Origin of the sequence: Paenarthrobacter sp. PAE-2 (assembly GCF_026013155.1) — a bacterium.
Classification (GTDB): Bacteria; Actinomycetota; Actinomycetes; order Actinomycetales; family Micrococcaceae; genus Arthrobacter; species Arthrobacter ureafaciens.
In genome coordinates, this window is record NZ_JAPDNV010000023.1 from 55,924 (window position 1) to 62,606 (window position 6,683).

The 6,683-nt window shown below is 63.1% G+C and carries 5 protein-coding genes; all 5 read left to right on the forward strand.

What is annotated here, in order from left to right; translation table 11 throughout:
• Positions 1–32 precede the first annotated feature (32 nt).
• Entirely contained in the window at positions 33–878 is an 846-nt protein-coding gene (locus OCL88_RS14425) for an inositol monophosphatase family protein (protein ID WP_264962952.1), read from the forward strand.
• An 88-nt stretch (positions 879–966) separates the two neighbouring features.
• Positions 967–3,498 (forward strand): DNA helicase PcrA, encoded by a 2,532-nt coding sequence (pcrA, locus tag OCL88_RS14430; RefSeq protein WP_264962953.1) that lies wholly within the window; start codon positions 967–969, stop codon positions 3,496–3,498.
• Positions 3,499–3,520: 22 nt separating this feature from the next.
• On the forward strand, positions 3,521–4,210 hold the full coding sequence (locus OCL88_RS14435) for a hypothetical protein (RefSeq protein ID WP_264962954.1): 690 nt from the start codon (positions 3,521–3,523) through the stop codon (positions 4,208–4,210).
• A 259-nt stretch (positions 4,211–4,469) separates the two neighbouring features.
• Entirely contained in the window at positions 4,470–5,639 is a 1,170-nt protein-coding gene (sucC, locus tag OCL88_RS14440) for an ADP-forming succinate--CoA ligase subunit beta (protein ID WP_021473631.1), read from the forward strand.
• Positions 5,640–5,651: 12 nt separating this feature from the next.
• A complete protein-coding gene (gene sucD, locus OCL88_RS14445; protein ID WP_069696159.1) occupies positions 5,652–6,554 on the forward strand; it encodes a succinate--CoA ligase subunit alpha in 903 nt (300 codons plus the stop codon).
• The last annotated feature ends 129 nt before the right edge of the window (positions 6,555–6,683 follow it).

The window sequence follows — 6,683 nt, forward strand, 5'->3', positions numbered from 1 at the left end:
TGATTCATTATCCCGCCACATAAGCTGGAACCATGACCACCGGCAGGCACACAGCAACTGAACTTGATCCATCCCTCGACGATTACCAACTGGCCAGCGCTTTGGTCCGCGAGGCAGGCCAGCTCGCGCTCCTGATGCGGATGGGCGGCCTGCAAGGCGAGCGCAAGACTTCGGTGTCCGACGTCGTCACGGCAGCCGACCGGGCCGCTGAAGCTTATGTGCTGGAACAGTTGCGCCGCTGCCGGCCGGATGACGGAATCCTTGGCGAGGAGGGCGCATCGGTAGCCGGGACCAGTGGCCGGACGTGGGTGATCGACCCCGTGGATGGCACGTACAACTTCCTGCACGGCTCCACCTACTGGTGCTCTGCCATAGCCCTCAAGCGGAACGATTCGGACCACGGCGGCCATGCCGTGGCGGACCCGTCCGTGATCCTGGGCGCCATCTACCAACCCGAAACGGACAAGCTCTGGCTCGGCGGCGAAGAACGCGCAGCAACCGTTAACGGCGAAGCGATCTCCGGTTCGGGTGATACCTCAGTGAGCCAACTGTGCGCGGCCACGTACATCCATCCGACCTGGCTCGCCGACCCCCGGACCGCAATGCCATGGCATGCAGCCGCCATCACCGCAGCATCCTTGCGGATGTTCGGTTCAGGATCCTGTGACCTTGGCCGCGTCGCCGACGGTGAACTCGGGTGCTGGTTCCAACACAGCTGCCCCGAATGGGACTGGCTTCCGGGCAAGGCGATTGTCCGGGCAGCCGGCGGGGACACTGCGGTGGTGCAGGTCAACGGGCTGAATTGGTTCGTGGCGGGAGGCTCGACGGCGGTCAGGGAGTTGAGCGCGGCCCTTACTTCAGTGCCGCAGTTCGCTTAGTTCGCTTGGCTTTCAGTGTCCCGGTCCCGTCCACGGACCGGGCCCGGGCCAAGGAGTGTCAGACCCACCGCCTAGACTGGTAGGCACCATGGATATGTTGTTTGACCCCTACGCAGACGGACCCTTCAACGCAGGCCCCCGGGCCGCAGTCAAGGCTGCGCCGGAGCTTTCCCGCCCCGGCGGTGGTGCGGGAGGCGCCCGGGTGGGAACGGACAACAGCGGGCCGGGGGAGGCCCCCGGCTCGGGCGGCTGGGGTCACCACGACGGCGGGATGCCTACCGCCGATGCGCTTCTCCAGGGGTTGAATCCGCAGCAGGACGAAGCCGTGAGGCATGCAGGCAGCCCCCTGCTGATCGTGGCAGGTGCCGGCTCCGGCAAGACCCGCGTCCTCAGCAACCGCATTGCCTACTTGATCGCCACCAAACGGGCGCATCATGGCGAGATCCTGGCCATCACCTTCACCAACAAGGCCGCCGCGGAGATGCGCGAACGTATCGAAGCCTTGGTGGGCGGCCGGGCAAAGGCCATGTGGATTTCCACCTTCCACTCCTCCTGTGTCCGCATTTTGCGGCGTGAGGCGGCCAACGTCGGGCTGAACTCCAACTTCTCCATCTACGATTCCGCGGACTCCCTGCGGCTCATCACGCTCGTGGCCAAGAACCTGGACCTGGACCCCAAGAAGTTCCCGCCCAAGGCAATACAGCACAAGATTTCGGCGTTGAAGAACGAGCTGGTGGACGATGATTCCTTCGCGTCCTCGGCCAACTACAACGATCCTTTCGAAACTGCGGTCGCCGAGGTCTTCAAGGGCTACACACAACGTTTGCGGCAGGCAAACGCCATGGACTTCGATGACCTCATTGCCCAGACCGTCTACATGTTCCGGGCATTCCCGGCGCTCGCGGAGTCGTACAGGCGGCGCTTCCGGCACGTCCTGGTGGATGAATACCAGGACACCAACCACGCCCAGTACGCCTTGGTGCGGGAGATCGTGGGACTGGGCACTGACACGGATGTGGCCCCCAGTGAACTGACGGTGGTGGGCGATTCCGATCAATCCATCTATGCCTTCCGTGGCGCGGACATCCGCAACATCGTGGAGTTCGAACACGACTACCCGAATGCGCGGACCATCAAGCTGGAGCAGAATTACCGCTCCACCCAGAACATCCTCAGCGCAGCCAACGCGGTGATCTCCCGGAACCCCAATCGGCAGGAAAAGCGGCTGTGGACGGCCGAGGGCGACGGCGAGAAAATCATTGGCTACGTCGGTGAAAACGAACACGACGAAGCCCAGTTCATCGCCAAGGAGATCGACCGGCTGCAGGACGAGGAAGGGCTGCGTCCGGGCGATGTGGCCATCTTCTACCGCACCAACGCGCAGTCCCGGTCCATCGAAGATGTGTTGGTTCGCGTCGGCTTGCCGTACAAGGTTGTGGGCGGCACCCGGTTCTACGAACGCAAGGAAATCAAGGACGCCCTGGCTTACTTGCGTGTTCTGGTGAACCCGGACGACGACGTCAACTTGCGCCGCGTGTTGAACGAACCCAAGCGCGGGATCGGAGACCGCGCGGAGGGTGCCATTGCGGCCCTCGCAGAGCGAGACCGGACTTCCTTTATGGACGCTGCCCGCCGGGCGGACCAGGCACCGGGAATGGCCACGCGTTCGGTGAACGCAGTGTTGGGCTTCGTGAAACTCCTGGATGACCTCGCCGAGGTTGCTACGGGTTCGGGAGCGTCGGCTGCGTTGGAAGCCGTCCTTGAACAAACCGGCTATCTTGCGGGACTCCGTGCCAGCAACGATCCCCAGGACGAGTCCCGCGTAGAGAACCTCGCCGAACTTGTTGCGGTTGTCCGGGAATATGAGCGGGACAACCCGGAAGGGACGCTGGGTGAGTTCCTGGAACAGGTTTCGCTTGTTGCCGACGCCGACCAGATCCCGGACGCCCCCGGCGCCGACATCGATGCCGCTGTTGCCGAGGCGAAGCGCCTGGGTGTTGTCACGCTCATGACGCTGCACACGGCAAAGGGCCTGGAGTTCCCCGTGGTGTTCCTGACCGGCATGGAGCACGGAATCTTCCCGCACCAGCGCTCGGCCACGGACCCGAAGGAACTCGCCGAGGAGCGCCGCTTGGCTTACGTCGGCCTCACGCGTGCCCGTCAGCGGCTGTATGTCACCCGCTCCGAGGTCCGCAGCATGTGGGGCCAGAGCCAGTACAACCCGGCCAGCCAGTTCCTGCAGGAAATTCCTTCGGAGTTGGTGGACTGGAAGCGTGAAGGAACCAGCCGCCAGGTGGGCGGGTGGGGCAACGCGCCCATCGGGTCCAAGCAATACGGCGGGTCTTTCTGGGGTGCGGGAGGCTCGCGCGGCGCTGCCGCCAGCCCAACGGCGGGTTTCGACGCCGACGTTCCGGCCGCCGTCGCACGCACCCGCGTGCAGCCGCAAAAGGAGGTCATTTCCGTGGCCGTGGGGGACAAGGTCAACCACACCAGCTTCGGCAACGGCGTTGTGCTGGGCGTCGAAGGCGCCGGGGACAAGACCGTAGCGAAGGTGAAGTTCGACGTCGGCGAGAAGCGGCTGCTTCTGCGTTACGCGCCGCTGACCAAGCTTGATGCGTGACACCCACGGCATAATTGGTCGCATGCGACGGACTGTATTGGGGATCCCTGCCGCCTTGCTCCTGCTGAGCAGCACGGCGTGTTCCTTCTCCACCAAGGATCCCAACTACGTTCCGCCGGAGCCTTTGCCTCCCCTGGAGCAGTTGAAGCAGGTCCCGGTCACGGAGCAGACCTCCTTGGCTGCAGGCAATGACGTCACGGCCTTTGTGACGCCGGACCGCAACATCGTCTGTGCCATGACGTCGGCCAGGGGCGGCCACCTCAACGTGCCCTACGAGCCGAACAGCTACTCGGACTCGGCCAACAACAAGTTTGCCGTGGTTCCGGTGGTTCATTGCGAGCTGGCGGCGTACCCCAAGCCCGAGGTGGATGACGTCGCCGATGACTGTGGCGGCACCGGCCTGGGATACCTCGGCGGCACGGTCTTGTTGACTCCGGACAGTGCCGTGTACGGCTCGTGTCGATCCGGCGTAACAGAGATGGAGGCGGAGTTCGGCCCCAAAGGCAGCAAGGACGGACCCGTCTCGCAGCTTCGGGAGTTGAGCGAAGGGCAGAACATTGAGCGCAACGGCCTGCGTTGTTCGGCCTACAACAGCGGGGTTGCCTGCGGAAACGTTTCCGGCGGGGTGGCGTTCTTCGTCAGCCGCGAGGGCTACCAGCTGGTTTCCGACGGCGGCAAGACGGTCCGCGGGAGCCTCAAGGAACTATCCTGAACACCGACGGGGCTTCCGGAGGGCCAAAAATCCCCGTCATCACGGGGATTTTCTACGTTCCATAGAAGTGTAAGCTTACTCACTTAACCGGTAGTGTGGGAGGGGCGGGACTCCTCAAAGGGCTAAAGTTCCGAGAGGACCTTACGCAATGTGACCGGACGTTGATTCGGATTTTCGCTGCGTACTTTCCGCAGCTGGCTTCGCGTCATCGCGGTTCCGGCTGGACAGAAACTACTTCGACGTAGAAGGACACTAAACCGTGGACCTGTTTGAATATCAGGCGCGCGATATGTTCGAAGCGCACGGTGTACCCGTGCTCGCCGGCATCGTGGCGCACACTCCTGAAGAAGCGAAGGCAGCTGCTGAGAAGATCGGTGGCGTTACTGTCGTCAAGGCACAGGTTAAGGTCGGTGGCCGCGGCAAGGCTGGCGGCGTGAAGGTTGCCAAGTCCGCCGATGAGGCGCTTGAGCACGCAACCAACATCCTGGGCATGGACATCAAGGGCCACACCGTCAACAAGGTGATGATCGCCCAGGGTGCCGACATCGCCGAAGAATTCTACTTCTCGGTCCTCCTGGACCGTGCAAACCGCAACTACCTGGCCATGTGCTCGGTTGAGGGCGGCATGGAAATCGAGCAGCTCGCCGTCGAGCGTCCCGAAGCGCTGGCCAAGGTTGCCATTGATCCCGCAGTCGGCATCGATCAGGCCAAGGCCGACGAAATCGTTGCAGCCGCAGGCTTTGCCGAAGAACTCCGCGGCAAGGTTTCCGATGTGATCCTGAAGCTGTGGGACGTCTTCAAGAAGGAAGACGCCACCCTGGTTGAGGTGAACCCCCTGGTCCGCACGGGTGCAGGCGAGATCGTTGCCCTGGACGGCAAGGTCTCCCTGGACGAGAACGCAGATTTCCGCCACGTCCACCACGCTGAGCTGGAGGACAAGGAAGCAGCTGACCCGCTTGAGGCCAAGGCAAAGGCGCAGGACCTCAACTACGTGAAGCTGGACGGCGAAGTCGGCATCATCGGCAATGGTGCCGGCCTTGTGATGTCCACCCTCGACGTCGTTGCTTACGCCGGCGAGAACCATGGCAACGTGAAGCCCGCCAACTTCCTTGACATCGGTGGTGGAGCTTCCGCTGAGGTCATGGCCAACGGCCTTGACGTCATCTTGGGCGACTCCCAGGTCAAGAGCGTTTTCGTCAACGTCTTCGGTGGCATCACCGCTTGTGACGCAGTCGCCAAGGGCATCGTGGGCGCACTGGCAGAGCTCGGTTCTTCCGCGAACAAGCCGCTGGTTGTTCGCCTCGACGGCAACAACGTCGAAGAGGGCCGCCGCATCCTGACCGAGGCCAACCACCCGCTGGTTACCCTGGCCGCCACCATGGACGAGGGCGCCGACAAGGCCGCCGAGCTCGCCAACGCAGCTAAGTAAAGGGACGCGAGAATGTCTATCTACCTCAACAAAGACTCCAAGGTCATCGTTCAGGGCATCACGGGCGGCGAAGGCACCAAGCACACCGCACTGATGCTCAAGGCCGGCACCAACATTGTTGGCGGCGTCAACGCCCGCAAGGCCGGCACCACGGTCCTGCACGGCGACAAGGAAATCAACGTCTTCGGCACCGTCAAGGAAGCCATGGCTGAAACCGGCGCAGACGTCTCCATCGTCTTCGTTCCGCCGGCATTCACCAAGGACGCCGTTGTTGAAGCCATCGAAGCCGGCATCGGCCTGGTCGTGGTCATCACCGAAGGCGTTCCGGTTCAGGACTCTGCCGAGTTCTGGGCCCTCGCCCAGTCCAAGGTTGACGCCGACGGCAAGCAGATCACCCGCATCATCGGACCGAACTGCCCCGGCATCATCACCCCCGGTGAAGCATTGGTTGGTATCACCCCGGCCAACATCACCGGCAAGGGCCCCATCGGCCTGGTTTCCAAATCCGGTACCTTGACCTACCAGATGATGTACGAACTCCGCGACCTCGGTTTCTCCACCGCGATCGGCATCGGCGGTGACCCGATCATCGGCACCACCCACATCGACGCCCTGGCAGCGTTCGAAGCCGACCCGGAGACCAAGGCGATCGTCATGATCGGTGAAATCGGTGGCGACGCTGAAGAGCGCGCAGCCGACTTCATCAAGGCCAACGTCACCAAGCCTGTTGTGGGCTACGTGGCAGGCTTCACGGCTCCCGAAGGCAAGACCATGGGCCACGCAGGCGCCATCGTCTCCGGTTCCGCCGGAACCGCACAGGCCAAGAAGGAAGCCCTCGAAGCAGCAGGCGTGAAGGTCGGCAAGACGCCGTCCGAGACCGCCAAGCTCCTGCGCGAGGTTTACGCAGCGCTCTAGTCTTCACGACTGACCCACGACGGCGGCCCGTCACCTTTCCCGCGAAAGGTGGCGGGCCGCCGGCGGGCTTTAATCGAACCGCCGCGCACGACCGGCACCGGGGTGTACCCAAAGTTACACACGTTTGTT

What these genes read in the sequence shown, in the direction of transcription:
- OCL88_RS14435 (WP_264962954.1), top strand. Translation starts at nt 3,521, where the DNA reads ATGCGACGGACTGTATTGGGGATCCCTGCCGCCTTGCTCCTGCTGAGC.
- sucD (WP_069696159.1), top strand. Translation starts at nt 5,652, where the DNA reads ATGTCTATCTACCTCAACAAAGACTCCAAGGTCATCGTTCAGGGCATC.
- pcrA (WP_264962953.1), top strand. Translation starts at nt 967, where the DNA reads ATGGATATGTTGTTTGACCCCTACGCAGACGGACCCTTCAACGCAGGC.
- OCL88_RS14425 (WP_264962952.1), top strand. Translation starts at nt 33, where the DNA reads ATGACCACCGGCAGGCACACAGCAACTGAACTTGATCCATCCCTCGAC.